The organism is Bifidobacterium sp. LH_413 (assembly GCF_056357015.1).
Window position 1 is genome coordinate 877,613 of sequence record NZ_JBKEVK010000001.1, and the last position, 25,739, is coordinate 903,351.

At 62.7% G+C, this 25,739-nt stretch carries 20 protein-coding genes, 1 tRNA gene and 3 pseudogenes; 21 read left to right on the forward strand and 3 right to left on the reverse strand.

All coding sequences use genetic code 11. The annotated features are described in order from the left end of the window. The 4 genes from sucD to AC1AYN_RS03530 all read left to right on the forward strand — a co-directional run bounded on the left by sucD (position 1) and on the right by AC1AYN_RS03530 (position 4,484). The gene (gene sucD, locus AC1AYN_RS03515; protein ID WP_476501720.1) at positions 1-924 is read left to right on the forward strand and encodes a succinate--CoA ligase subunit alpha; all 924 of its coding nucleotides are present in this window, start codon (positions 1-3) and stop codon (positions 922-924) included. Beyond that, positions 921-2,474, forward strand: a complete 1,554-nt coding sequence (locus AC1AYN_RS03520; protein WP_476532122.1) for a cell division protein PerM — start codon at positions 921-923, stop codon at positions 2,472-2,474. The genes sucD and AC1AYN_RS03520 overlap by 4 nt, the downstream gene beginning before the upstream one ends. Next, complete coding sequence (gene purH, locus AC1AYN_RS03525) at positions 2,449-4,080, forward strand: bifunctional phosphoribosylaminoimidazolecarboxamide formyltransferase/IMP cyclohydrolase (RefSeq protein ID WP_476532124.1); 1,632 nt, start codon at positions 2,449-2,451, stop codon at positions 4,078-4,080. Before AC1AYN_RS03520 ends, purH begins: the two co-directional genes overlap by 26 nt. A 116-nt stretch (positions 4,081-4,196) precedes the next feature. After that, positions 4,197-4,484: a DUF3017 domain-containing protein gene (locus tag AC1AYN_RS03530; protein WP_476501717.1), complete on the forward strand. Its 288-nt coding sequence runs from the start codon at positions 4,197-4,199 to the stop codon at positions 4,482-4,484. Here AC1AYN_RS03530 and AC1AYN_RS03535 read toward each other — a convergent pair. After that, entirely contained in the window at positions 4,398-5,360 is a 963-nt protein-coding gene (locus AC1AYN_RS03535; protein WP_476532126.1) for an MIP/aquaporin family protein, read from the reverse strand. The genes AC1AYN_RS03530 and AC1AYN_RS03535 overlap by 87 nt on opposite strands. Positions 5,361-5,509: 149 nt before the next feature. Here AC1AYN_RS03535 and AC1AYN_RS03540 point away from each other — a divergent pair, with 149 nt between their 5' ends. The 3 genes from AC1AYN_RS03540 to AC1AYN_RS03550 all read left to right on the forward strand — a co-directional run bounded on the left by AC1AYN_RS03540 (position 5,510) and on the right by AC1AYN_RS03550 (position 9,320). After that, positions 5,510-6,283, forward strand: coding sequence for a pseudouridine synthase (locus AC1AYN_RS03540; RefSeq protein ID WP_101623001.1), 774 nt, complete (start codon positions 5,510-5,512; stop codon positions 6,281-6,283). Next, positions 6,280-8,409, forward strand: a complete 2,130-nt coding sequence (gene der, locus AC1AYN_RS03545) for a bifunctional cytidylate kinase/GTPase Der (RefSeq protein WP_476532128.1) — start codon at positions 6,280-6,282, stop codon at positions 8,407-8,409. Before AC1AYN_RS03540 ends, der begins: the two co-directional genes overlap by 4 nt. A gap of 131 nt (positions 8,410-8,540) precedes the next feature. Continuing rightward, complete coding sequence (locus AC1AYN_RS03550; RefSeq protein WP_476532130.1) at positions 8,541-9,320, forward strand: class I SAM-dependent methyltransferase; 780 nt, start codon at positions 8,541-8,543, stop codon at positions 9,318-9,320. A gap of 9 nt (positions 9,321-9,329) precedes the next feature. Here AC1AYN_RS03550 and AC1AYN_RS03555 read toward each other — a convergent pair whose 3' ends face one another. Further along, positions 9,330-9,710, reverse strand: coding sequence for a T6SS immunity protein Tdi1 domain-containing protein (locus AC1AYN_RS03555; protein ID WP_476532132.1), 381 nt, complete (start codon positions 9,708-9,710; stop codon positions 9,330-9,332). Beyond that, the gene (locus AC1AYN_RS03560) at positions 9,659-9,922 is read right to left on the reverse strand and encodes a GAD-like domain-containing protein (protein WP_476532134.1); all 264 of its coding nucleotides are present in this window, start codon (positions 9,920-9,922) and stop codon (positions 9,659-9,661) included. The genes AC1AYN_RS03555 and AC1AYN_RS03560 overlap by 52 nt, the downstream gene beginning before the upstream one ends. A gap of 181 nt (positions 9,923-10,103) precedes the next feature. On the opposite strand from AC1AYN_RS03560, the gene AC1AYN_RS03565 reads away from it, so the two are divergent. From AC1AYN_RS03565 to AC1AYN_RS03630, 14 genes and pseudogenes are all read left to right on the forward strand, one after another. After that, positions 10,104-10,769, forward strand: a complete 666-nt coding sequence (locus tag AC1AYN_RS03565) for a TetR/AcrR family transcriptional regulator (RefSeq protein WP_476532136.1) — start codon at positions 10,104-10,106, stop codon at positions 10,767-10,769. 151 nt (positions 10,770-10,920) lie between these two features. Then, positions 10,921-12,192: an MFS transporter gene (locus AC1AYN_RS03570; protein WP_476532138.1), complete on the forward strand. Its 1,272-nt coding sequence runs from the start codon at positions 10,921-10,923 to the stop codon at positions 12,190-12,192. Between the two features lie 999 nt (positions 12,193-13,191). After that, positions 13,192-14,166, forward strand: coding sequence for a hypothetical protein (locus tag AC1AYN_RS03575; protein WP_476532140.1), 975 nt, complete (start codon positions 13,192-13,194; stop codon positions 14,164-14,166). Positions 14,167-14,632: 466 nt separating this feature from the next. Beyond that, positions 14,633-15,709 (forward strand): annotated as a pseudogene (locus AC1AYN_RS03580) (ISL3 family transposase). A 600-nt stretch (positions 15,710-16,309) separates the two neighbouring features. Then, positions 16,310-16,699 carry a DUF1304 domain-containing protein gene (locus AC1AYN_RS03585; RefSeq protein ID WP_476532142.1) on the forward strand — a complete coding sequence of 130 codons (390 nt, stop codon included), beginning with the start codon at positions 16,310-16,312 and terminating at the stop codon, positions 16,697-16,699. Between the two features lie 99 nt (positions 16,700-16,798). After that, positions 16,799-16,875: transfer RNA gene (locus tag AC1AYN_RS03590), tRNA-Pro, on the forward strand. Between the two features lie 218 nt (positions 16,876-17,093). Continuing rightward, positions 17,094-17,648 (forward strand): PLD nuclease N-terminal domain-containing protein, encoded by a 555-nt coding sequence (locus AC1AYN_RS03595; protein WP_476532144.1) that lies wholly within the window; start codon positions 17,094-17,096, stop codon positions 17,646-17,648. A 214-nt stretch (positions 17,649-17,862) separates the two neighbouring features. Then, positions 17,863-19,257 carry a UTP--glucose-1-phosphate uridylyltransferase gene (locus AC1AYN_RS03600; RefSeq protein WP_476532322.1) on the forward strand — a complete coding sequence of 465 codons (1,395 nt, stop codon included), beginning with the start codon at positions 17,863-17,865 and terminating at the stop codon, positions 19,255-19,257. A gap of 124 nt (positions 19,258-19,381) precedes the next feature. After that, positions 19,382-20,096, forward strand: a pseudogene (locus tag AC1AYN_RS03605) (helix-turn-helix transcriptional regulator); the annotation flags it as partial. 86 nt (positions 20,097-20,182) lie between these two features. After that, positions 20,183-21,298 (forward strand): annotated as a pseudogene (locus AC1AYN_RS03610) (helix-turn-helix transcriptional regulator); the annotation flags it as partial. Positions 21,299-21,345: 47 nt separating this feature from the next. Continuing rightward, the gene (locus tag AC1AYN_RS03615) at positions 21,346-21,660 is read left to right on the forward strand and encodes a hypothetical protein (RefSeq protein ID WP_476532146.1); all 315 of its coding nucleotides are present in this window, start codon (positions 21,346-21,348) and stop codon (positions 21,658-21,660) included. A gap of 8 nt (positions 21,661-21,668) precedes the next feature. Continuing rightward, a complete protein-coding gene (locus AC1AYN_RS03620; protein ID WP_476532323.1) occupies positions 21,669-24,278 on the forward strand; it encodes a DEAD/DEAH box helicase in 2,610 nt (869 codons plus the stop codon). 126 nt (positions 24,279-24,404) lie between these two features. Beyond that, on the forward strand, positions 24,405-24,749 hold the full coding sequence (locus AC1AYN_RS03625) for an RNA polymerase-binding protein RbpA (protein ID WP_034528258.1): 345 nt from the start codon (positions 24,405-24,407) through the stop codon (positions 24,747-24,749). An 89-nt stretch (positions 24,750-24,838) separates the two neighbouring features. Next, complete coding sequence (locus AC1AYN_RS03630; RefSeq protein WP_476501698.1) at positions 24,839-25,558, forward strand: HAD hydrolase-like protein; 720 nt, start codon at positions 24,839-24,841, stop codon at positions 25,556-25,558. Positions 25,559-25,739: the final 181 nt, after the last annotated feature.

Here is a 25,739-nt window from a genome sequence, read left to right on the forward strand (position 1 = left end):
ATGACGCTCTTCATCGAAGACGACGCCCCCGTCATCGTGCAGGGCATGACCGGCCACCAGGGCATGACGCACACCGCGCGCATGCTCAAGGCCGGCACCAACATCGTCGGCGGCGTCAACGCCCGCAAGGCCGGTCTCGATGTCACCTTCCCGGCCGCGCGCGACGGCGAGGATGCCACCATCCATGTCTACGGCTCCTGCGCCGAGGCGCGTGAGGCCACCGGTGCCAAGGCGTCGGTCGTGTTCGTCCCGCCGCGTTTCGCCAAGGCCGCGGTCGTCGAGGCAATCGAGGCGGGCATCGAGCTCATCGTCGTGATCACCGAGGGCATCCCCGTCGCGGATTCCGCCTACTTCGTCGAACTCGCGCTGCGCCACGGCGTGCGCATCGTCGGACCGAACTGCCCGGGCCTCATGACGCTCGCCTCCTCCGAGGAGACGCACGGCGTGAACCTCGGCATCATCCCCGACGGCATCGTCGGACGCGGCCCGCTGGGTCTCGTCTCCAAGTCCGGCACGCTCACCTACCAGCTGATGGGCGAGCTGAGCGACATCGGCTTCACCGCGTGCCTCGGCGCCGGTGGCGACCCGATCGTCGGCACCACGCTGCTCGAGGCGCTGCAGGCGTTCGAAGCGGATCCGAACACGAAGGCCGTGATGATGATCGGCGAGATCGGCGGCAGCGCCGAACAGGACGCCGCCCAGTGGGCCTCCGAGCACATGACCAAGCCGGTCGTCGCCTACATCGCCGGCTTCACCGCCCCCGAGGGCAAGCAGATGGGCCACGCCGGCGCCATCGTCTCCGGAGGCAAGGGCACCGCGAAGGACAAGAAGGAAGCACTGGAGGCGGTCGGCATCCGCGTCGGGCGCACGCCCGGCCAGGCCGCCGACATCATGCGTGAGGTGCTTGCGGGTCTCGAGCGGTGAACAATCCCGTAACATCGGCCCGCATCTCCGCGCTGCTCAAGGGCGTTCTCGCCGCGCTGGGCGCGATGGCCCTGTACGCCATATCGCTCGGCTGCTTCATCGCGCTGATGCTGCTGGTCATATCCATGGAGGAGGGCGGCGAGAGCCTGCCCTCCTCGGCATTGCCCCTGACCGAGACCATAGTGCTGCTCAGCCAGGGAACCGGCTTCACGTCCGGCCCCATCGTCGTGGGGGTCATGCCCCTGCTGCTCACCGTGATGCTCATCGCGCTGATCGCGCAGTGCGCGTCACGGGCCGACGCGGGGGCGCTGGGATGGTTGGGCGGTCTGGCCGTATGGATCGCGCTCAACCTGGTGTTCTCCGGCGGCACGAACATGGAGCTGCATGACGCGCCCGCGGTGATAGCCATGAAGACGGCCTGCGTGTGGACGATCGGCTACGCGTTCGCCACCGTTCCCGTCTCGTCCGCCGCATCGACCGTCCGGAGACGACTGAACGAACGGCTTTCGCCGCAGGTGCGCCGTATGGCGGCGCTCGGCCGGGTCGTCACCGGCATGCTGGCCGTCGTGCTGCTCGTGGCCGCCTTCATCGTCACGGTCGTATGGATCGTGCGCGGGTGGAGCGCCATGACCGCCCTGTTCGAATACGACGGCATGGAGAACGGCTCGCGCGTCCTCACCACCATCGCATCCCTCGCATGGCTGCCCAATCTCGTCGTGTGGGCGTTGTCCTGGTTCGCCGGGGCCGGGTTCCATATCGGCGAACTCGGATCGTTCACCATGTGGGTGGGCCAGTCGGCGGGTCTGCCGCCGCTGCCGGTGTTCGGTCTCATGCCCGAGCCGATTGCGGACGACCGCATCCGCATCGCCCTGCAATGCCTGATTCCGGCGTCCGCAGGCGTCATCGCGCTCCTCGCCATGCTCGTGCCGGGGCCGATGCGGGTCCGTCCGGTGAAACCCGCCGACGGCTCCGATGCCATGAAGCGGATCGTCGTCACCATGGCCGGCCATCTGGCCGTCCTGGTCGTTGCGGGAGCTGTGACGGTCGGCGCATGGTGCGCCTGCTTCGCCTTGTCCGACGGCGCGCTCGGCGCGCATCGGCTGTCCCACGTGGGCGTCGACATCCTGCCGTCCACCCTGCTCGTCGCGCGTTCGATCACATTCGGATTCGCAGCGGCGTGGCTTGCCGTGGCGGTGGTGTTGTCCGCCGTCTACGGGATACACTGGATTGTCGAACGCCATGCGGCACGGATCGCGAATGCCGCGGCCGTCGCGGCCGAACCGGCGGACCATGTCCCGGCGTCCGCGGACGACGGCGAGGATTCCGCCGACACCACGGACGCCGGGAATCCCGCCGACGTGGACGACGCCACGAAGGAGCATGAACGCGGAAGCGTGAAACCCCGTTCCGTCCGTTCCGAACGTGCCGTGCGTTCGGACACGTTCGAACGCGCCACCGCCGTGCGGCGCGCACCGCGCACCGTACGATCAGACAAGCTTGACCAACCAACCAAGGAGGAATCCGATGACAACAACGAATCGTCCGATTAAGCGGGCGCTGGTCTCCGTCTTCCACAAGGAAGGCATCGAAGTGCTCGCCGAGGCCTTCGTCAAGGTCGGCACCGAAGTGGTGTCCACCGGCTCGACCGCGAAGCGTCTCGCCGAACTCGGCGTGCCCGTCACCGAAGTGAGCGAGGTCACCGGATTCCCTGAGTGCCTCGACGGCCGCGTCAAGACCCTCGATCCGCACATCCACGCCGGCATCCTCGCCGACATGACCAACCCGGACCACGCCGCCCAGCTGGAGAAGTTCGGCATCAAGCCGTTCGACCTGGTCGTCGTCAACCTGTACCCGTTCGCCGACACCGTGCGCTCCGGCGCCGATGAGGCGGCCACCATCGAGAAGATCGACATCGGCGGCCCGTCCATGGTGCGCGGTGCGGCGAAGAACAGCGCCACCGTCGCCATCGTCACCGATCCGGCCGATTACGCGCTCGTCGCCGCCCGCGTGGAGAACGGCGAGGGCTTCAGCCTCGAGGAGCGTCGCTGGCTGGCCGGCAAGGCGTTCGCGCACACCGCCGCCTACGACGCGACGATCAACGAGTGGACCGCGAAGCACTGGCCGAAGCCCGCCACCATCGACGAGACCGACCATGACGATGAGGGCCAGCCGGTCGACGACGCGAAGTTCCCGGCCGCGTTCACCCGCACCTGGGACCGCTCGCACACGCTGCGCTACGGCGAGAACTCGCACCAGCAGGCCGCGCTCTACCTCGACCCGCTCGACCAGACCGGCTTCGCCCACGCCGAACAGCTCGGCGGCAAGCCGATGAGCTACAACAACTACGTGGATGCGGACGCCGCATGGCGCGCCGTGTGGGATCTCGCCCCGTCCATCGCCGTGGCCGTCGTCAAGCACAACAATCCGTGCGGCCTCGCCATCGGCGCCACCGCGGCCGAGGCGCACCGCAAGGCACACGCCTGCGACCCGGTGAGCGCGTACGGCGGCGTCATCGCCTGCAACACGACCGTCACCCTGGAGATGGCGGAGAGCGTGCGTCCGATCTTCACCGAGGTGATCGTCGCCCCCGCCTACGAGGACGCGGCGCTCGAACTGCTGAAGACCAAGAAGAAGAACCTGCGCATCCTCAAGGTGGCCGAACCGCCGAAGGGCCACACGCAGTTCCGCCAGATCGACGGCGGCCTGCTCGTGCAGGACATGGACCTCATCAACGCTACCGGCGACGATCCGGACGCGTGGAAGCTCGTCTCCGGCGAGCCGGCCGACGCCGACACGCTCAAGGATCTCGTGTTCGCCTGGCGCGCCATCCGCTGCGTCAAGTCCAACGCGATCCTGCTCGCCCACGACCAGGCGACCGTCGGCATCGGCATGGGCCAGGTCAACCGCGTCGACTCCTGCCATCTGGCCGTCGAACGTGCCAACACGCTGGCGGACGGCGCCGACCGCGCCACCGGTTCCGTGGCCGCGTCCGACGCGTTCTTCCCGTTCGCGGACGGCGCCGAGACGCTGATGAACGCCGGTGTGAAGGCCATCGTGCAGCCCGGCGGCTCCATCCGCGACGAGGAGGTCATCGAGGCCGCGAAGAAGGCCGGCGTGACCATGTACCTGACCGGCACCCGCCACTTCTTCCACTGATCGACGAACGGGGCCGGCCGTGCTCCTCTTCGGAGGGAAGCACGGCCGGCCCCGTCGGCATGGATATCGCAAACCGCAAACGCACGCAAACCAGACAAACGCACTGAGGTACAGGCATGAAAAACCATCCCTTCGTCTCCGAAGCCCATGAGGGCAAGCCGTGGTTCGAGTGGATCGTCGCCGCGCTGGTGATCGCTTCCGGCGTGCTCGCGGTCCTCGGATACACGATGGCCGCCACGGTGTTGATCTCCGTGACGGCCATCGTGACCGGGCTCATCCGTCTCATCATGCGCGAACGAAGCCCTTGGAAGGTGCGGTCAGTCGCGTTCGACTCCTTCATCGGCATCTGCCTTGGCGTCGGACTGCTCGCCACCTACTTCAGCGTGTACGGCATCACCCTGTGACGCCGCGGCGTCGTCCGCCTCGCCGTCCTCATCGGCCGTCGTCTCCTGCGCTTCCTGCGCGGAGTCGGCGGCCTCGTTGTATGCGGTGAGCTGGGCGGGGTCGTCGCCCTTCGCCTTCGGGGCGACGATCATCTGCTGGAGCACCATCACAAGCGCGACGAGCGCGGCAGCGAGCACCGGGCAGATCCAAAACACCCACAGTTGGCTGAGCGGTTCGACCTGAAGCTTCTGGTTCTGGGCGAACAGCGCGATGCCGGTGGCGCGCGCCGGGTTCAGCGCGGCGCCGGTGACCGGGAAGGCGACGGCGGCACCCACCGCGTAGGACACGCCGGTGGCCAGCGCGTAGCGCTTCGTGCCGTAGGTCGCCATGGCGGCGCCCACGATGAGCAGACCGGCGGCGAGCTCGACGGCGATCGCCTGGGTGATGGAGAAGTTGAGGCCATACTGGGTGAGCGTGCTGTAGGCGACGGAACCCTTGTCGAAGCCGTTGACGGTGGTGGTCAGCCACTGGGCCAGCGTGACGTTCTCGGAGGTGGGCAGCAGGAACTTAACGAGCATGCCCGCGAGCGTGGCGCCGATCACCTGGAAGACGATGTAGAGGATGCCGTCCACGAGCTTCGTGCGGCCGGTGACCATGGCCGCGACCGTCACCGCCGGATTGAACTGGCCGCCGGAGACTCCGCCGAGCGCGAGCACGGCGGCCGCGTAGACAAGACCCGTGCCGAGCGCGATGTAGGCGAGGTTCAGCTGGAAGACGATCGAGCCGAACGTGCTGAACACGTAGATGGCGAAGCAGATCAGGAAGGTGCCGACCAGCTCGGCCCCCACGCGAAGCGGCCACGGCTGTTCCTTCGTGATGTTCTCTTCAGATGTCATGTGTGTTTCCTTCGATTCTTGTTCGGAGTTGTTCCGGGGGCGCGGCCCGTCGGAGCACTGACAGTCTAGCAGTAGCACATCGGGCCGTATCCGGGGGGTACGGTATCATATTCAGGTTGGAAATACCCCTAGGCCACGTTGGGAGAACGATGCCAAACGCATATTCCCGCGCCATGAAAGCGCATGAAAGCAACAACGAAGGAATCCGACTGCAGAAGATCCTCGCCCAGGCCGGATTCGGTTCCCGCCGCAAGTGCGAGGAGATGATCACCGAAGGACGCGTCGAAGTGGACGGCGAACTCGTCACCGAGCTCGGCACCCGCGTCGACATGTCGCGCCAGCAGGTCCGCGTCGACGGATCGCGCGTGCGCATCAACCCGAACCACGTCACGCTCGCGCTCAACAAGCCGCGCCGCGTGCTCTCCGCCATGGACGATCCGAAGGGCCGCTACACGCTGGCCGACATCGTCGGCGACAAGTACGAACGCATCTTCCACATGGGACGTCTCGACTACGATTCCGAGGGTCTCATCCTCATGACGAACGACGGCGAGCTGAGCCAGCACGTCATGCACCCCAAGTACGAGGTCGAGAAGACCTACATCGCCACGGTCGAGGGCAAGCTGTCCGGCACCGTGTGCCGCCGTCTCGTCAAGACCGGCGTACAGCTGGACGACGGCTGGATCAAGCTCGACCACTGCGCGATCATCGACCAGAAGCGCGACGCCACAATCGTCAAGGTCGTGCTGCACTCCGGCAAGAACCGCATCGTGCGACGCATCTTCGGTTCGATCGGCTTCCCGGTCAAGCGTCTCGTGCGCACGCAGATCGGCCCGATCAAGCTGGGCGAGCTCAAGTCCGGTTCCTACCGCGTGCTCAGCCAGACCGAGGTCCGTTCCCTGTCGAAGGCGGTGGGCCTGTGATTCGCGTCGCCATCGACGGGCCCGCCGGCGTCGGCAAGTCGTCGACGTCGAAGGCGCTGGCCAAGTACTACGGTTTCGCCTACCTCGACACGGGCGCCATGTACCGCGCCTGCGCGTGGTGGTGCCTCAAGCAGGGCATCGACCTCGACGCGGAACAGGTCGATGAGCGCGTCGTCACCGAGGCGGTGGGCGAGTTCTTCACCGGCGATCATTTCGACATCTCCGTCGATCCGGACGCGCCGGCCGTGACCGCCGACGGTGAGGACATCTCCGAGGCGATCCGCTCCTCCGAGGTCTCCACGCACGTGTCCAAGGTGTCGAACATCATCCCGGTGCGCAACGTGCTCATCGCCGCCCAGCGCGCGTACATCGCGCGCGAGGCGGACAAGGAGTCGTTCTCCGGCGGGCTCGGCATCGTCGCGGAGGGCCGCGACATCACGACCGTGGTCGCCCCGGACGCGGAGGTGCGCGTGCTGCTCACCGCCCGCGAGGAGGTGCGCCAGGCGCGCCGCACCGGCCAGGCGGCCGGCGGCGTGGGTGCGGAGGACGTGGCCGCGCGCGACCGCATGGACTCGCGTGTCACGAACTTCACGACCGCCGCGGACGGCGTCGTCACCGTCGACAATTCCGACATGGATTTCGCGCACACGCTCGACACGCTGATCGGGCTCGTCGACGAGGCCATCGAGGAGCAGGAGTACGCGCGCTACGCCGCGAACCTCGAAGGCTACGAGCTGGACGAGGGCGACGAGGCGCTGATCGAGGGCCGCGGCGCCGGCGAGACGTCCGGGAAGCCCGGTCCGAAGCAGGTGGGCGTGCTGGCCGTCGTGGGGCGTCCGAACGTGGGCAAGTCGTCGCTCGTCAACCGCATCCTCGGCCGTCGCGTCGCCGTCGTGGAGGACACTCCCGGCGTGACGCGCGACCGCGTGAGCTATGACGCGGAATGGTCCGGCACCGATTTCAAGCTCGTCGACACGGGCGGCTGGGAGGTGGACGTCGAGGGCATCGACTCCGCCATCGCCTCGCAGGCCGAGGTCGCCGTGAACCTCGCCGATGCGGTCGTGCTCGTCGTCGACGGCCAGGTCGGCATGACCGACACGGACGAGCGCATCGTGAAGATGCTGCGCGCCTCCGGCAAGCCGGTCACACTCGCCGTGAACAAGGTCGACGATCGTGAAAGCGAGTATCTCGCCGCCGAATTCTGGAAGCTAGGACTCGGCGAGCCGTATGCGATCTCCGCGATGCACGGCAGGGGAGTGGGCGACCTGCTCGACGCGGCGCTCGACTCGCTGCGCAAGGCGGAGAAGACGTCCGGCTATCTCACGCCGTCCGGCCTTCGCCGCGTGGCGCTCGTGGGGCGTCCGAACGTGGGCAAGTCGTCACTGCTCAACCAACTGGCCCGCGAGGAGCGCACGGTCGTCAACGATCTGGCCGGCACCACGCGCGACCCGGTCGACGAGGTCATCGACATCGACGGCGAGGACTGGTTGTTCATCGACACGGCCGGCATCAAGCGTCGTCAGCACAAGCTCAAGGGCGCGGAATACTATTCGTCGCTGCGTACGCAGGCGGCGATCGAACGCTCCGAGCTGGCGCTCGTGCTGTTCGACGCGTCCGTGCCGATCTCCGACCAGGACCTCAAGGTTATGAGCTCCGCCGTGGACGCGGGCCGCGCCATCGTGCTCGTGTTCAACAAGTGGGATGCGATGGACGAGTTCGACAAGCAGCGTCTCGAACGCCTGTGGGTCACCGAGTTCGACCGCGTCACCTGGGCGCAGCGCGTGAACCTGTCGGCGAAGACCGGCTGGCACACGAACCGTCTCGCCAAGGCGATGCGCGAGGCGCTGGAATCGTGGGACAAGCGCGTGCCGACCGGCAAGCTCAACGCGTTCCTCGGCCAGCTGCAGTCCGCCCACCCGCATCCGCTGCGTGGCGGCAAGCAGCCGCGCATCCTGTTCGCTACGCAGGCTTCGACGCGTCCGCCGCGTTTCGTGATCTTCGCGACCGGCTTCCTCGAGCATGGCTACCGTCGCTACATCGAGCGTTCGCTGCGCGAGGAGTTCGGCTTCGAAGGTTCGCCGATCCAGATCTCGGTGAACATCCGCGAGAAGAAGAAGCGCAAGTAGGCGGATTACGATTCGCATCGACCCGATAATCGCCGTTTCCGGTGATGGCTATGCGTCATCACCGGAAACGGCGATTTCGGTATCCGTCCCTTCCACCGATGACGTGCGTCCGGACGCCTATGCTATGCGGCATGGGGAAGACAAGATTTCATGGCAAGGCACAGGCGTATGCGGCGGGGAGACCCGGCTATCCCGAAACGGCCATCCGGCATATCGGCGGACTGATCCGACGGGAATCCACGTCGGCGGCCGACGACGCCGATAGCCCCGATAACCGTGGCGCTCACGTCATCGCGGACATCGGCGCCGGCACAGGCAAGCTCACGGTCGCGCTGACGGAGCTGGGAATGCCCGTATACGCCGTCGAACCGGATGCCGACATGCGCGCCGAACTGACGGACCGCACGCACGGACTCGCCGACGTGACGGTGACCGCCGGCACCGCCGACCACACCGGACTGTCGCCGCACAGCGTGGATGTGATTACCGTCGCACAGGCGCTCCACTGGTTCGATCCGGACGCCTTCGCCGCGGAATGCCGTCGCATCGCACGCGACGGACGATACCTGCTGGTTTCGCTGTACAACGTCACGTCGTTTGACTCGGCGATGCGACCGGACCGGCATGACGGGCACGGTGACGTCATCACGGGCAGCATCCGGCATTTCGAGGACACGACGGCCATGTTCTTCCACAATCCCGAAATCCGTTCGTTCCCCAATCCGATCCACTACACGCGTGACGCATGGCATGCCTACATGGACTCGCACTCGCACAGCCCGCTGCCGGACGAAGCGGGGTACGAGGAGTACCGGACATGGGTGGATGGACTGTTCGACCGGCGGGCGGTCGACGGCGTACTGACCGACGACACCGTCTGCATGGTGGCCAGTGAATACGTGCGTCCCTGATCTGATCCTTCAATCGAGTTGGACGAAGCGGATGTTGTTCTCGTTGAGCTGGTAGCCGACCGCGATCATCTCCTTGAGATAGGCGCGCATGTTGCTGATTCTCAAATGATCGGCGCGTTCGGGTCCGCCTTGGCAGACAAGGGGATCATATGCATAGCAGTCGCCGTACTTCGGTATCGGCAGCCGCTTTCTTGCCGCCTTATACCCCCGGATGCCCAATACATCCCGGCGGAAGTACTCATCGGGGATATCTGCCAGATAATACTTGAGCGCGGATGATCGGAAGATGCTGTTGCGGAACTGGAGCGTCGCCACCGAGTCCCGCGCCTCCAACACGATCAGATCGCCGAATGCGGTCGCGAAGATGGGATCGGTACCTGGCTCTTCCATGGCAGGTGATACAGACGGACCAGCAACCCGGTCCAATCATCGGGATTGACGACGCGAAGGTATCCATCGCAGAAAGTGCCGAGACCCCATCGTTCCCATACATCGACGATTTGGGGCGGCAGTCTGTCATGCCACCGCTCGTACGAGCTTGGAGGCATCGGGCGGAACGGCACAAAATCATCGAAACAGCTCCGGTCATCCGGATCGATCATGGGCGTCCTTTCGCCGTGCGACTGGCCGCAGTCCAAGCGGCTCCGTTTCCCATATTAGAGACTCCCGCGAAGAGAGGTTACGACATGCGAGCCGCTGCCGGACGATCTTCAGGCCGACCTATTTGACAGACCGACCGACGGTCTGTATGCTGTCGATGATAGAAAACGAAAGGTTGACCGCATGGCACGCAATGCACATCCAGAGGAGACCGAACGGCGAATCCTTGATTCCGCCCGCAGGCTCTTCGCCGAAAAGGGTTACGAGAAGACGTCCATCCAGGACATCCTGAACGATCTGGGCGACCTCTCCAAGGGCGGCCTCTACCATCATTTCAAATCGAAGGAGGCGATTCTCGACCAGTTGAACGCCGACGAGTGGGCCGCCACCGCACGCCTCCTTGACGAACTCATCAGCCGCAAGGACATGAGCGCGCTTGAGAAGCTGCGTACGCTCATCGTTTCCGCCGTGGACGCCCCCGACCATCTGGACCTTGTCCGCTCCCAATTGGCCTTGCTCAAGGACCCCGCGTTCTTTACGGCGAACATGCGCTTCTGGTCGACAAGATTGCCGGAATCCTTCCGCACGCTCATCGATATGGGCGTGCAGGACGGCTCCATTCCCACAACGTATCCCGAGGAGGCGGCGCAGTTGCTCTCGCTCCTCGGCAACTACTGGCTCATGCCCTGCTTCTATCCCGCCGATCACGCCGACATGGAACGCCGCATCCGCTGCCTCGCCACGATGCTCGACGCCATCGGCGTGCCGGTGTTCGACGAGACGCTTATCCCGCGGGCGGTCAAGGGTCTCACGGCGCTGATGCCGGAAGGGGAGGCGGCGGTCGCATAGGCGGACACCCCAATGCGCCACTTCGCAAATCACCGCACCTAGATAGAGGGACGTTTTCACGCCTTTTGCCACGGGCATTCTCGTCACCACAACAGACCGACGGTCGGTCTGAATAGATGGTCATAACTCATCCACAGGAAAGGAATCCGCAATGACGAACGTATCCAAATACCCGATCCGACCGCAAAGGGACCAAGCCGCGGACCCCCTTCACGTACGCAACTTCTATCTGCTTGTCGCGGGTCTCGGCATATCGCTCTTCGCCAACCTCATGCTGCGGTTCGCCATGTCCATGTGGGTGCTTGACGAGACCGGCTCGGCGGCGGCGTTCGCTTCCATCCTCACCGCGAGCATCCTGCCCACGATCCTGCTCTCGCCCCTTGGTGGCGTGGTGGCGGACCGCACGAACCGCCGGACCGTCATGGTGATGCTCGACGCGCTCTCCGCCGTGACGGTGATTGCCTGCGCGGCGGTCTTCTCGGTCATCGGATTCAATCTGGGGGCAATCGCCGTGATGCAGGTGGTGCTCGCCGTGCTCGATGCCATGGAGACGCCTACGGTGCAGGCGGCGCTGCCGCAGATGTTCCGCTCCCATGGCGAGGACGTGATGCGGCGCGCGATGGCTGTGGTGAACGTGGTGAACCAGACGAGCACGCTCGTGCCGGCCGTACTTGGCGGCGTGCTCTACGCGGCGGTGGGCGTGATGCCCATGATGGGCATCACGATCGTGGGGTTCGGCACGGCCGCCGTCGTGGAGTGCTTCATCCGGCTCGGTGCCCCCGCACGCGCGGACGGTGGGCGTGCCTCGGCTTTGGACGATCTGCGCGCGGCCGGACGTTTCCTCACCCGCGAACGCCCTCATGTGCTGCACCTGGTGCTGATCTGCGCAGCGCTCAACTTCCTGGTGACGGGGTACGCGGAGGTCGGCTTCCCCTACATGGTGCGGACCGTGCTGGGCTTCGGCTCCACGGCGTACGGTCTTGCATACGGTCTCGTGGGAGTATCCGGTCTGCTCGGTGCGCTCGTCGGCGGACGGATCGCGAAGTCGCTTTCCATGCGGCGATTCCCGACGTCGATCGCCGCGTTCTCGCTCACCATCCTGCCGCAGACGCTCGTCATGATGCTTCCCGCAGGCGGGGGAGTGCGCCTCGCGGTACTCACGGCGAGCACCTGCGGGACCATGGTCGCCATCACCCTCGCGAATCTCATCGCCGTGCCGGCAATCCAGCTGGGCTGCCCTGAGGACATGACCGGCAAGGTGATGTCGCTCGCGCTCTCCGCGAGCATGTGCGCCCAGCCCCTCGGACAGATTGCGTACGGCTGGGCGTACAACGTCTACCCGGCGGGAGCGGTCCTGGCGATGACGCTCGTTCTGGCTGTCGCGATGCTGCCGCTGGTCGCGCACGTGGCCCAGCGGTTCTAGGGTGGGCTGTTTCGGCACGGTTTCGGCGCACCGTTCGATGTCATTGTGCACGCCCACACTGTTAAAGTACATCCAGCGCGCCGGAGCTATGGAACCTGACTTTGCCCTTCGGCATAGTTCAGCTTTTCAGTATATTGGATGAGCAAGGCTTCCTTACCTCTCGAACCCGTTATCGGCTCTGGAGCGCAGGGAGCCTTTCCATCAGTCTTCTGTATATGTAGCTTCGATGCTCATGTCCCATGCAGTCAACCCCGTGCCGCCGTCGGTGGAACTGGATGGCCAACCACGTGGTACGGGGATGCTTTGTCATCGCTGATGATGATTCAGCAACCGTCGAGAGCCCCACCCGCAAAATCGCGGGAAGCGAAACACGGTGTTCCACATCATGCCGTGTAAGGCCGGTTAGAATTGTTCGCATTCACGTACTGGCCTTCCACGGTGGTGCTCGTGCACGCGCGGATGCCGTCCAGCGTGCCCGCCAATCCGGAGTGGGCAGCGGCAGGTCGGGAGTGACCGGTCGTCATTCCGTCGCATTCCCGTTTGGCAGGGGTACCTTCCCGTCGTTCTCCGGAGGCAACTGGCGTATGAGGGGTGCCTGGGGGTGCCGCATCGAGGTACATTACGGCCGTTGCGGCGCCTGCTCCTCGGATAAGCCTTAATCAAGTACCCCTCGTAACGCAGGTGGATGTCCGGAGCGGTGAGGATGTACCCCTGCCAAGCGAGAAAGAGAAGCCCGGATTCGGACAAGCCCGACAAACCCACTCCTACATACCAAAATGTGAAGAGCCGTTAAAGCTCAGCGGGATCTCCGGGAAGAGACGCCCGCCGGTGTTGGACACGCACGCTTGCGAAGCTCGTTCGCGAGCGTGCGGGACAATGCCGCGCCGTTGATGTTCACGCGCAGCAGCTAGTTGGCCTATTCAAGACGCTTCAACATACGCAGCAGCAACGAAATAAATATGAAACACTACCGTGGTGTAATTAAAAAAAAGGAGTAATATGTCAATTCAATATAATTCAGCAAGACGTAACATAATATCCGAACAACAAGGGGTTCTTCTCTTTAAGAGATACCTACTGGGGCATAATTTTACACCATTTGATTGGCCACTGGAAAACGACAATGGCGTCGATGTGATTGGCATAGCATCATTGCCGCCATCAGAACTCACTCCCACAAGCACTAGATATACTCCTGTAGCCACAAGCCTTTTGGCCGGATTCCAACTTAAGTCATCTTCGGAAAGAGATAAGCCTCAAGATATTCCTGTAGGCAGACACAAAGATTACTGGATGCATGGAAGTTTACCTATATTCCTTGTCAATGTTCTAAATAAGACAAATTCTATATATATTGAAGATGCGATATCTGCGCTGCAAGATGATAATCTGGACAGTGTAACCGTCGATACAAGAATAGACGAGCCAGATGGATTGTTGGTTATCCAGCATGTCTGGGCCCGGACGGTTGCATGGTCATTGTGCCCGTCACTTGGTCGAACGCTTCGCAAACGGACACTAAGAGATATTAAGAACTATCAAGGACCAAACTCTCAGACCGATCCCATTTCCCCCTCTGTCTGGTCTTTTATCGCCAACTCCTTCTTTTCTGGAGATGGCTTAATGATTCGATCATGGAATGAAAATTATTCTTTCTTCAAGTTCATGGATGTAATGTTTCTCAATGATGATTTGAGGCAAGATTTTATTGCACAGATTTCCAATGTGGATGAGGAAAAGAATTCATATACTCCATCGAATGTATTTGGCGTACTGTATATACTGATTGAGATGTATACCGATTTTGGGAGGTTTCAAATAGAAATAAACGGCGACAGTAAAAAAGAACTTAGTTACAGAAAAAAAGAAATTAGTTTTGTTTCGATACATTATGCAATTATATTGACTGTGCTGTCGGCTCCTTTAAGGAGAGAGATAGCAATAATGCAGAAGAAAGATTTTTCGATGATTTAATCAAATATACTTACGGATCTATTTATAATATGGCGGACCATTCTGTCAAAGATGAAGAAAATGCATGGACCGTTCTTTTTGATATGAAAAAAAACAGTATCAAATATTTTATCCACACAGGCTTTACATCAAGAGCTTAAAGAAGCCTGCGGAAATAACATCAAGGCAAAATACTCTAGAATACTCAATATGAGCGCCATTGAAGCATCTCAATGGTAATTTGGGGCGCTATTGCTGTTTTGTGGGTAGTGGTTCGTCGTTGAGCCGTTGAGTGTGTAAGTGTGAGGGGCGTTCCCGCGCATTCTGCTTCCCGACCAAAGAAATGAACCACGGAAAACGCCTAGACAAGAGCTTATTCACCCGACTACTGAACGTCAAAAACACGGTCGTCGAGGACGCGCGGATCGTCGACTCGCCCCTGCGCCCCGAGCCCGTGCTCGAGGTCCATGTGCGCCCGCATGCAGGCATGCTCCGATGCTCTCGCTGCGGCAAACGCCGCTGCGGTTATGACCGGGGCGGCGGTGCCCGCCGTTGGCGTCATCAGGATTTCGGCTGCTGGCAGGTGGAGCTGGTCGCCGACATGCCCCGCGTGGACTGCCCGGAATGCGGGATCGTGGTCGCCCAAGTACCATGGGCGGAGCCCGGCAGCCGGTTCACGCGCGATTTCGAGTCGGAGTGCGCGTGGCTGATGAGCGCCGCCAACCAGAAGACGGTCAGCGGTTTCCTGCACGTGGCGTGGAAAACCGCGGGCAACATCGCCCGCAAGGTCGCCGAGCGGTTGAGGACGTCGATGCTGTGCCCGTTCGACGGCCTGCGCGCGATCGGCGTGGACGAGACCAGCTACTGCAAAGGCCACACGTACATCACCGTCGTCGACCACGAACGCCACCGCGTCATCTGGACGCACGACGGGTACGGCAAGGACGTGTTCGGCCGGTTCTTCAAGGCACTCACACCCGAACAGCGCGCCTCCATCCGGGTCGTCACCGGGGACGGCGCCCGCTGGATCGACTCATGCGTCGACGAGTGATGTCCGCAGGCGGAGCGCGTGCTCGACGGATTCCACATCGTCGGCTGGATGACCGGCGCGCTCGACAGGGGCCGCAAACGCTTGTGGAACCATGCGAGGCGCAACGGCGACGAGGAGGCGGCCAGACGCATGCGCGGCGTCAAATACGCGGTCCTGAAGAACCCCGACGGCCTGACCGGCAAACAGAACGAGACGCTCGACGGCATCGGGAACACGGACCCGAAAGGCCAGCTCTACCGCACCTGGCAGCTCAAGGAACTGCTGAGGACCCTGCTCGGACACCCAATCGGACAGGCCCGGGGAGAGCTGGACCACTGGGTGTTCTGGGCGTCCTACAGCCGCATTCCCGAAATCGTCGAACTCTCCAAGAAGATCCGGCGACGCCGGCCCGACATCCTCAGAACCATCCGGCTGGGCTATTCCAGCGCCAGGCTCGAGGCGTTCAACAACAGGATCAAGGTCGCCATCCGTATGGCTACGGCTTCCACCACGTCGCCAACCTCATCGCCCTGATCATGCTCCGATGCGGCGGACTCAACATACGACTACCACAACCAAGAACCTAACCCACGAAAACAGCAGAAGCCTCTTCTTCGGCTTGCTTTGCCATTCGATGCTCCTGCCATCCCCATCTCGTTGCATGAACAATGCACCAGCTAACAGTTCCTGAACTCGTACGGGATTTCGCCCTTAGACACCGGTAACGACTCGTCTACCCCCCATACTCCATAGATTGCATGCGGGCCGTGTCTTGCCAGCAAGCTAGCTGGCAAGACACGGCATATGCCGTCGATAGCAGAGAACGCGTCTACGTACGGGCTGTCAACAAGCACCGTAGCGTACCGAAGGGTGTCTCTCGCGACTTTCCATTGAATTCCTGATGTGTTGGGGGTGTATCCAACTCCTCCCAACGCCCCGCCTGTTGATGCCCTATCGTTTCGTGAACACCGCATAAACAGATAAAGCGTTTCCTGCTCGCGCGGCTACGGCTTCACTGAGTCTCGTGCGGGGCATTGCGACGGTAAAGTGTGTCCCGGACCCTGAATGCGCATCCTCCAGCGGCGATTCAGGGCCGCTCCGCTCATTCGTCGTTGCACCGAAAGGACCGCTCACATGCTCGTTGCCGCCTGTATCTTCGCGATTTTCGCAGGATTGCTCCATGTCGTCATCTTCATTCTGGAATCGTTCCATTGGACGGAACCGAAGACGATGGAGATTTTCTCCATTCGATCCGTTCAAGAGGCCGAGGCCACGAAGGAGATGGCGTACAATCAGGGCTTCTACAATCTTTTCCTCGGCGTCATGGCCATAGTGGGATCGGCATTGTCGCTGTCCGGATACCATGTTGCAGGAGCGGCTCTGATAACCGCCGGGACCGCATCCATGGCTCTCGCTGCATTGGTATTGTTCGCCGGCAGCCCCGACAAACGGAGTGCTGCGATCAAGCAATTCGCATTCCCCGCGATCGCTTTACTGCTTATGGGTGCTGCCATCCTGTTCTGACGAATCCGGCCGTTCCGGTTGGCTCGATACGAAGAAGACACGCCGATTTGCGTTTCCGTAGCCATCTGGTAAATTATTCGACTGTTGCAAATGCAACATCGGACCATAGCGCAGTTTGGTAGCGCACTTGACTGGGGGTCAAGGGGTCGCGGGTTCAAATCCCGCTGGTCCGACCAGATGGTCCGGAATCTCAACGATTCCGGACTTTTTGTATTCCACGACATGTCACCCGCTCTCTCTTGGAACGATGGAGGTTATAGGCCAAGGTGGGGCCCGCCACCGACACGCCTCATATCGCGGGCGTGTCGTCACGCAACACGCCGCCATCATCCTCCGAGCGCTTGCATCATCCGCGGCGCAGGGAATATCCTTGGACAAACGAAGGGAGTCTGTCATGTCAGAGCCGAACCAGACAGCACCTCAGGCGCAGCAGCCTGAAACAGAGATTCCGCAGTCCGAGTCCTCCGCCGTGGAACGGAGCGCATACGACGCGTACACGCAACAGTCGTACGTCCCTCCTGACGCCGAATGGCAATCCTACACGACGACGGGGGAGCACCCTCAGCAATCCGTATCCGGACAGCCCGGATATGGATATGCGGCACAACAACCCCAGCCGCAGATGGCGTACCCGTACGCCCAGCAGCCTGCGCCGCCGTATGGGGCACCCTACGGCTACCCGCGGCCCGTTTACACGGACCCCGCGGACAGCGGTTCGTTCGGATGGGCGGTCCTAGGATTCTTCGTCCCCGTCGCCGGTCTCATCCTTTGGCTGGTCTGGAAGGACACGCGCCCATTGGATGCGGCGAAAGCGGGCAAGGGCGCGCTCGTGTCGGTCATTGTATGGGCCGCGTTCGTCGTCCTGTACATCATCCTCGTCATCGTGATCATCATCGTGGGACTGTCGGCGAGCTCCGCCACCGGGGTCCTCGCCGCCGCGGCGATATGACGTCGTCCCGAGGGCGTGATTGGTGCGAATCCGGCGGAAGCGGCGTGTGAAAGCGCTTGTTTCCGCCGATTTCATCCTATCGTTCACCATTTCTACACGCCATGTTTTCCGGCATGACGATGGCGTTCTTCCAATATCCGGTACACTGGTCGTCTATCGAATAGTCGTAAAGGAGAGATAGTTGTCAGACGTTTTCGATAAGTCCGCCGCGAAGATGCGCGATCACGGCATGAGCGAAATGGCCATCAGCCAGTTCAGGCATCTGTACGATGTGTGGCGCAACGACGAGGGAGCCACCTGGATCAAGGAGGCCGATGTCGAACCTCTCACCGGCGTCCCGAGCTTCCACGATATCTACGACACGATCGATCACGACAAGGCCATCGGAGCCTTCGCCAAGACCGCGTTCCTCAAGCTCAACGGCGGCCTCGGCACGTCGATGGGCCTCGACTGCGCGAAGTCGCTGCTGCCCGTGCGCCGCCACAAGGCCAAGCAGATGCGCTTCATCGACATCATCCTCGGCCAGGTGCTCACCGCGCGCAGCCGTCTGGACGTCGAGCTGCCGCTCACCCTGATGAACTCCTTCCGCACCTCGGCGGATACGATGAAGGTGCTGCACCACAACCGCAAGTTCCATCAGGAGGACATCCCGATGGAGATCGTGCAGCACGTGGAGCCGAAAATCGACCTGGCCACCGGCGAGCCGGTCTCGTTCCCGCAGAACCCTGATCTCGAATGGTGCCCGCCGGGACACGGCGACCTGTACTCCACCATCTGGGAGTCCGGCCTGCTCGACAAGCTGGAGGAGCACGGATTCGAATACCTGTTCATCTCGAACTCCGACAATCTCGGCGCCCGCCCGTCCCGCACGCTGGCGCAGTACTTCGAGGATTCGGGCGCGCCGTTCATGGTCGAGGTGGCCCGCCGCACCGAGGCCGACCGCAAGGGCGGCCACATCGTCCGCGACCGCAAGACCGGCCGTCTCATGCTACGCGAGATGAGCCAGGTGCGTCCCGAGGACAAGAAGGACGCACAGAACATCGACAAGCACCCGTACTTCAACACCAATTCGATCTGGGTGCGCGTCAGCGCGCTGAAGGCGATGCTGGCCGAGCATGACGGCGTACTGCCGCTTCCGGTGATCCTCAACCACAAGACCGTCGACCCGACGGATTCGTCGACGACGCCCGTCCTGCAGCTGGAGACCGCCATGGGTGCCGCCATCGGCCTGTTCGACGGCGCCATCTGCGTGCAGGTCGACCGCATGCGCTTCCTGCCGGTCAAGACCACCGACGACCTGTTCATCATGCGATCCGATCGATTCCACCTGACGGATACGTATGAGATGGAAGACGGCAACTACATCTTCCCGAACGTCACGCTCGACCCGCGCTACTACAAGAACATCCACGACTTCGACGAGCGCTTCCCGTACAACGTGCCGTCCCTCGCCGCCGCCAATTCGGTGACCATCGAGGGCGACTGGACGTTCGGCCGGGACATCATCATGTTCGCCGACGCCAAGCTCGAGGACAAGGGCGAGGCCCGTTACGTGCCGAACGGCGAATACGTGGGTCCCCAGGGCATCGAACCCGACGACTGGATCTAAAACACAAAAAACGGAGCCAATTTTGGCGAAAAGCCGACGGCTCCGAAAAAAACACCGTAATATAGATGGAGGTTGCGCTCAAGAAGCGCAGTTGAGAATTAACCTTAACGATACGTGAGGACTAATGGCAGAGGGTAGCACCGGGAGGCGGCGTTTTTCCGACAAGTGGGGCAAGCATGAGCTTGACGTGTTGGCCGTGTTGTCATCCGCGTTCCCGCAATGGCTCACCTCACGTCAGATCGCACAGCGCGTGAAGGCGTATGCCGACTCGTACGGCGAGTTGGCCGATCAGGCGGCGAAGGCGGCATTCGCGAAGCAGTTCCAACGCGACCGTGCGAAGCTGGCCGCCATGGGCATCGCCATCGAGTCCCGTCAGCCCGAATACTCCTCCAAATCGGAGGGGCAGGACTTCGCCTCGTATCGTCTCCAGCTCGGCGACGAACCTCGGATTCGTCTGAGGTTCGAGCCGGAGGACATGTCGGTGCTCGCGGCGGCCAACTATCTCGCCCGCTCCATGTCCATGTCGAGCGACCACGAGCAGCAGTCCGGCAACGCCCACGCCTCGCGCACGGCTCCACGCGTGCCGCAGACCCCGATTCCCGGCCTCGGACTCGATTCGATCGCCCCGGGCCTCGGCACGCAGACCATCCCGGACGCGCTGGTGAAGGTCATCGACTCCCGTCGCTTCGCCGCCACCATCGATGTGGACGGCGAGCACATCAACGTCGCGTACACCGATTCCGATGATTTGGCGATGTATGTGCTGGAGCATCCGGGAGCCTCCATCGTGAGCCCGCAGGAGGCCGCAGACGCGTTCCACCGCCGTCTCAAGGCCGCGGAGGACATGCGTTCCGTCGAGGATGTGATGCGCGACGGCTCCATCGCGGCAGAATCCCGGGAAGGTTCGGACGCGGCCGATCCCGATGAGAAGGAGAGCGGCAAGTCCCACGGCAAGAAGGCCTCGTTCCAGACCGGCAGCGAGGTGGACCGCCGTCTGAGGCTCATGCTGTTCCTCTCCGCCCATCTCGGCGAGGAGTTCTCGCTCGAGGAGCTGGCCATCCGGTTCATCGGCAAGGCGAAGACGCCCGAGGAGCTCAAGAAGTCCGTGAACGTGATCCACAAGGATATCAACACGCTCACCACGGTCTCCGACGACGGCGAAATGGCGGGCAGCCAGTTCTTCGACATCGATTGGTCCCTGCTGGACGCCGAAGGCATCGTCTCCGCCACGAACTCGCTTGGTCTGGAACGTCTTGCGGGCATTTCGCCGCAGTATCTGAGCATGCTGACCGCATCGGTCAGCTATCTCGCGCATTCGCCGCTGCTCCCGGACGAGCAGCGCGCCCAGGCCGAGAACCTCTACCATCGTCTGCATCAGCACGTCAAGCCGGGGCAGACGCCATGGCTGAGCCTGACCGGATACGAGCTCGAACCCCATAACTTCGGCACCGTCAAGCGCGCCATCAACGCGAACTCGCTGCTGGACATGACCTACACGGACGGCGCCGGCAACACGCGCCGCCGGTTGGTCGCACCGGTCAAGATCTACGTGGATGAAGGCGTGTACTACGTGGCCGTCTGGACGGATGTGTCCAAAGCCGCCCCGGAGGACAAACTCAACCTGGTGCTCAGGAACCCGGCCGTCAACAGGGCGAACGGGAAGCCCCGCACATGGCAGGTGCTGCGCATCGCCCGCATCGAACAGGCCAAGCTGGTCGAACCGACCACGGCGCTCGACATTCCGGAGATGCCGTTGAGCGAGCTTCGCAAGTGGAGTTTCGACAACGGCACCGCCGCCACGTTCATCACCGATGCCAAGGACTCCGGATTCGTGCAGAACCTTCCCGGCGCCACCGTGGAGCCCTACGGCGACGGCGAGAAGGTCGACCTCATCGTATCCTCGGATTCATGGTTCGTGGCGTTCTGCATCGCGCATGCACGCCATATCGTGGCCGTGGCCCCGGAGACGCTTCGCTCGATGATCATCGCGCGTGCGCAAAGGGAGCTGAGCGTCGTCACGCATGACGGCGACACGGTCTGAAGCGGACGCTATGCCGCTATGACGGCGCGACGGAGGAAGGAGTCACCATGCCTTGGTGGGTTTGGCTGTTGCTGGTGTTGTTCATGCTCGCGATGATCGTCATCGGCGGCGTCTATGCATTCCGTCATGGCATGGCCGCCCTGCGTACCATCTCGCACACGGGGGAGCAGGTGACTGATCGGCTGGCCACCATGGGAGAGCCGGTCGAAATCTCCTCCGAAGACGATAAGCCCATCTTCACCCAGCCGTTGCAGGTCGCGGCCGAACGGTATGAGAACGCCCACGCCGAAGTCATCGCGCGCCGTCAGGCGACGCGTGACCGTCATGTGCAGGCATGGAAGCGATGGAAGGACGCTCTGTAGACACGATCATGGCCTCGAAGCACCATACGAACCACGTCAGCCGCAACGACGACGCCGGACGGGCATCATCGCCCGCCGCCCGATACGCGGCGTTCCGTAAGCGGCAACAGCGGCAGGCGGGGATCGCCGCACGGTTCGCCGGCACGTTGCCGTTCGAACTGGACGATTTCCAGAAGCAGGCGAACGAAGCCCTCGAAGCCGGCCGCAACGTGCTCGTGGCCGCACCCACCGGAGCCGGCAAGACCGTCGTCGCGGACTTCGCCGTCTTCCTCGCTCAGGAGCATAACGTCAAGGCGTTCTACACCACGCCGATCAAGGCGCTGAGCAACCAGAAATACCATGACCTCGTCGACGTCTACGGCGCGGATCGCGTCGGCCTGCTCACCGGCGACACCTCCATCAACTCGGAGGCGGACATCGTGGTGATGACCACCGAGGTCCTGCGCAATATGCTGTACGAGCATTCGACGACGCTCGACGCGCTCCGCTACGTCATCCTCGACGAGGTCCATTACCTCGCCGACCGGTTCCGCGGTCCCGTGTGGGAGGAGGTCATCATCCACCTGCCGGAGCGGGTACGCATCGTGGCGTTGTCCGCGACGGTGTCCAACGTGGAGGATTTCAGCCAGTGGATCTCCTCGGTGCGTGGCGAGACCGAACTCGTCGTATCCGAGAAGAGGCCCGTGCCGCTGGAGCAGCATGTGATCGTGCAGAAGGACGACCGCACCGAACCCGAGATCATCGACCTGTACCGTCGCGGAGGCGACGGCGACCAGACCCCCAAACTCAACCCGGAACTCGCCAACAGACTCGACCAGTTCGACCGCATCGCGGCGCGGCGCCAGGGCGAGGAGCGGCCGCGCAAGCATGGCCGCAGAGGGGAGTCCCGCGGCGGGCGCGGCAGGAACGGCGCTCCCGCACGCAAGCCGGAACGTCACGTGCCGCGACGTTGGGCGGTCGTGGACGAGCTCAACTATCTCGACATGCTGCCGGGCATCTACTTCATCTTCTCCCGCAACGGCTGCGATCAGGCGGTCGAACAGTGCATCAACGCCGGTCTGGAGCTCACCACCGAAGAGGAGATGCACCGCATCCGCCACATCGTGGACGAAATGGTGGAGGGGCAGCTCTCCCAGGCCGATCTCAAGGCGCTGGGCTTCTCCCGGTTCCGGTTCGCGCTCGAAGAAGGCTTCGCCTCGCATCATGCGGGCATGATCGCCCTGTTCCGCCAGATCGTCGAACGGCTCTTCGAGGAGGGGCTCGTCAAGATGGTGTTCGCCACGGAGACGCTGGCTCTGGGCATCAACATGCCGGCCCGCTGCGTCGTCGTGGAGAAGCTGGAGAAGTTCAACGGCACCGGACACGTCGCGCTGACGCCGGGGGAGTTCACCCAGTTGACCGGCCGTGCGGGACGACGCGGCATCGACACCATCGGCCATGCCATCGTCGTCGACCATCATGGGTTCGTGCCGGCCACGGCGGCCGCGCTGTCCAGCAAGCGCGTCTACCCGCTGCACTCCAGTTTCAAAGCCACGTTCAACATGGCGGTGAATCTTCTGAACTCCAGCGACTACGAGACCTCGCGCGTGACGCTTGACCATTCGTTCGCGCAGTGGGAGGCGAACGCCTCCGCGTGGCAGCTGGAATCGCAGATGGACACGCTCGAACACGCCATCGAAGGGTATGAGAAGGCGTTCGCCTGCGACCATGGGGACTTCCGCGGATTCATGAATCTGCGCATGCGACTGAGCGATTTGGAGAAGACCGAACGCAACCGGCTGAAGCGGACCGTGTTCCGCTCCGACGAGGAGCGGTCCAAGGCGTTCCGTGATCTCGACCGCCGTATCGGCGAACTGCGCAAGGCCGATCAGCATCACCCGTGCCGGGAGTGCCCCGACCTGCAGCAGCACCTCAAATGGGGGCATCGTTGGATGCGCGAGATGCGCGAGCTGAAACGCGTCAGGGAACGGTACGACTCACGCACCGGTTCGGTCGCACGCCAGTTCGACCGCATCTGCGACATCCTCACCGGGCTCGGCTATCTCGAGGAGGTCGACGCCGGTTCGACGCATGGTCGCGATTTGAGACTCACCGAAAGCGGCCAGCTGCTGCGTCACCTGTACAGCGAACTCGACGTGGTACTCGCCCAGGCGATCCTCACCGGCGCGCTGGACCTGCTGCCACCCGCGGGACTCGCCGCGGTCCTCTCCTCGCTGGTCTACGAGGCCAGACGCGGCGGCGGGGGAGAACCACGGTACTATCCCGGTTCCGTCCATGGTCCGATCGCCGTCGCGGCGGGCGAGCTCAAGGCGTTGCGCGACCAGATCGACATGTCGTGCGAGGATCATGGACTCGACCCGCTGCCCGATGTCGACGCCGGAATCCTGGACGTCATGTATGAGTGGGCGGACGGCCGTGACCTCGCCGACGTGCTGCACGGCACCGAACTCACCGGCGGCGATTTCGTGCGCAACGCGAAACGTCTGGTGGACATCCTGCACCAGATCGCGTCCGCCGAACCGTACATCGGTACGGGGCACGCCGATCTCGCGCATCGGGCGCGTCTCGCGGCGGATATGGTCAACCGCGGCGTCGTCGCGTACTCGGGCGTCGACTGACGGGCACGACCGGTGCCATGCGCCCGGCCCGCGGTGTACGCGGTGTCGCGATGGGCATGGAATAACCGCCACGTCCGAACTGTTGCGTAATGTGGATATGTCGAAAAACAAGGAGGAACCCGTACTATGGCCGAACGCAGTCTGCGTGGTATGAGCATCGGTGCGAAATCGCTGGAATCCGACAGCAACGTCGATTTCGCCGCACGTGAGGAAGTCGCCTACGTCTGCCCGAACGGGCATCGCACGATCCTGCCGTTCGCGGAAGGCGCGGAGATTCCCGACGAGTGGGAGTGCCGTTGCGGTTCCACCGCCCACCGTGAAGGCGAGGACGCCTCCGCCAACGAAATCGCCAAGCCCACCCGCACCCACTGGGACATGTTGCTCGAACGCCGCAGCGAGGAGGAGCTCAAGGAGCTTCTGGAAAAGCGTCTCAAGATGCATCGCGAAGGTTGGATTCCCGACTACGAGTGATGCAGGTGAACGACACCTGAACTTCATGCCCGGTCAACTCGACCGGGCATAATGCGTAGAAACCCGATACAGCAACAAGGGGAGTGACAATGGCCGAACATCCGAAGAACGTGGTCCTGCTCGATCTGGACGGCACGCTTACCGATTCCGCACCCGGCATCCTCGCCGCCGTCACGGAGACGTTCAAGGCGCTGGGCATGGCGGTGCCCGACGACGAGACGCTGCATCGCTTCGTCGGTCCGGCCATCAGCACGTCGCTCACGCTCAACCACGTGCCCGACGACAGGCTCGACTTCGCCGTGGAGACCTACCGCGACTACTACGGCAACAAGCAGGTGTTCGACGATCCGAACAACCCGGGGGAGAAAGTCTCCGGATGCTACGTCAACAAGCTGTTCGACGGCATCGCCGAGCAGCTCATCAAGCTGCGCGACGAGGACGGGTACTATCTCGCTGTCGCCACCTGCAAGCCCGAGTACCAGGCCAAGCCGATCTGCGAACGCTTCGGCGTCACGCCGCTGGTGTCCGGCATCTACGGCGCCAGCAAGGACAGCTCGCGCATCAACAAGGACCAGGTCATCCGGTACTGCTTCGAGAACATCGGTTTCGATGCCGCCGCGGGCGACCGTGCGCTGATGGTCGGCGATCGTTGGACCGATGCGGACGGCGCCAAGGCGTGCGGGCTCGATTGCCTGGGCTGCGGCTGGGGCTACGCCGAACCCGGCGAGCTGGCCGAACATGGATGCTACCGCATCATCGACCACGTGTCCGAATTGCGAGACGCAGTGAACGAGTACTTCGCGAAGTAAGTTCATTATTTGGACGGCGCGCGTGAATATTCAACCGAATATACAGTCGACTGAATATTCACGCGCGTCGTTTCATATAGCGCCGTAAATCACAATCGGTACGATACGAATAGGGAAACGACAAAGGCGAAACGGGGACCACGGGTGCGACAGGCGGCATGCGTGGCGTATCCGTGGGTAT